Genomic DNA, 1,767 nt, shown 5'->3' with positions numbered 1-1,767 from the left:
CCAGACACACGAGATGCTCTTCGATGCCCATTGGCACGGCTTCCGGGTGTTTGGCGGCGTACCTGGTCGCGGCATTTACGACAACATGAAGACGGCGGTTGATCGGGTCGGGCGCGGCAAGGAGCGGCAGGTGAATATCCGCTTCCTGGCGATGACGAACCACTACGTCTTTGCGCCCGAGTTCTGCAATCCCGCCGCCGGTTGGGAGAAGGGACAGGTCGAGAAGAATGTGCAGGATTCTCGTCCGCGGCTGTGGCAACAGATGCCGGAATTTCCGGATCTGGCAACGCTGAACGTGTGGTTGGAACAGCATTGCCAGGACCTGTGGCGGGAGATCCCGCATGGCAATTTGCCCGGTACGATCGCCGATGTCTGGGCTGATGAGCGGGCAGCATTGATGGCATTGCCTACCGCTTTTGATGGCTTCGTCGAGCAGAGCAAGCGCGTCTCGCCGACATGCCTGATCACCTTTGAACGGAACCGTTACAGTGTACCGGCATCTTTTGCGAACCGGCCCGTCAGCCTGCGGGTTTATCCCGAGCGACTGGTCGTTGCAGCTGAAGGCAATATCCTGTGCGAACATGCGCGGATCATAGAACGCAGCCACGACAAGCCACCGAGGACGATTTACGACTGGCGGCATTACCTTGCAGTTATCCAGCGCAAGCCCGGTGCCTTGCGTAATGGTGCGCCCTTCATGGAGTTGCCGCTGGCCTTTCGGCGCTTGCAAGACCAGATGCTTCGCCGCTCCGGCGGCGATCGCGAGATGGTCGATATCCTCGCGCTCGTCCTTCATCACGACGAACAGGTCGTCGTCAGGGCCGTGGAATTGGCTCTGGACCAAGGCGTGGCAACCAAAACCCATGTGCTGAATCTCCTTCACATGCTGATCGACGGCAAGACGACCGATGGACCAAACATCGATACGCCGCCAGAATTGGCCCTGGTGTGCGAGCCTGAGGCGAATGTCGAGCGCTATGATGGGCTGCGCGTCCGTATCGTGGGAGGTCGCCATGCGTCATGATCCCGCAAGTGCTGCCGTTGTCATCATGCTGCGAAGTCTGAAGATGCACGGGATGGCCCAAGCGGTCACGGACCTGATCGAGCAAGGCGCTCCCGCGTTCGACGCGGCCGTGCCAATCCTGTCCCAGTTGCTGAAAGCCGAAATGGCCGAGCGTGAGGTTCGCTCCATCGCTTATCACATGAAAGCCGCGCGCTTTCCCGCCTACAAGGATCTTTCCGGCTTCGACTTCGCAGCCAGCGAGATCAACGAAGCAACCGTGCGACAACTGCACCGATGCGAGTTCATGGACGGGGCACAGAACATCGTACTTGTCGGCGGGCCGGGCACGGGTAAATCACACGTCGCGACCGCCCTTGGCGTCCAGGCGATCGAACATTACCGTCGAAAGGTCCGCTTCTTCTCGACCATTGAGTTGGTCAATGCACTCGAGCAGGAAAAGGCCAGAGGAAAGGCAGGTCAGATCGCTGAGACACTGGTTCGCCAGGATCTGTTGATCCTCGATGAGCTCGGATACCTGCCGTTCAGTGCCTCAGGCGGGGCGCTGCTCTTCCACCTGCTGAGCAAGCTTTATGAGCGCACCAGCGTCGTCATCACCACCAACCTCAGCTTCAGCGAGTGGGCGTCCGTCTTTGGTGATGCCAAAATGACGACGGCGCTACTCGATCGCCTGACCCACCGATGCCATATCCTGGAAACTGGAAACGACAGTTTCCGCTTCAAGGCCAGCGCGGCTGCAACAGAAA

General features: G+C 59.3%; 2 protein-coding genes. Both read left to right on the top strand.

Going from position 1 to position 1,767, the window contains the following annotated elements:
* Nucleotides 1-1,024 (top strand): IS21 family transposase (gene istA / locus VBH83_RS19255; RefSeq protein WP_396999085.1); only part of this gene is annotated, 1,024 nt, incomplete at its 5' end.
* A partial coding sequence (istB, locus tag VBH83_RS19250; protein WP_396999084.1) for an IS21-like element helper ATPase IstB occupies nt 1,014-1,767 on the top strand: 754 nt, incomplete at its 3' end. The genes istA and istB, both read left to right, overlap by 11 nt.

This window comes from Ochrobactrum sp. S1502_03 (assembly GCF_044435015.1).
Classification (GTDB): domain Bacteria; phylum Pseudomonadota; class Alphaproteobacteria; order Rhizobiales; family Rhizobiaceae; genus Brucella; species Brucella chromiisoli.
This window is presented reverse-complemented; position numbering and strand designations above follow the sequence as displayed.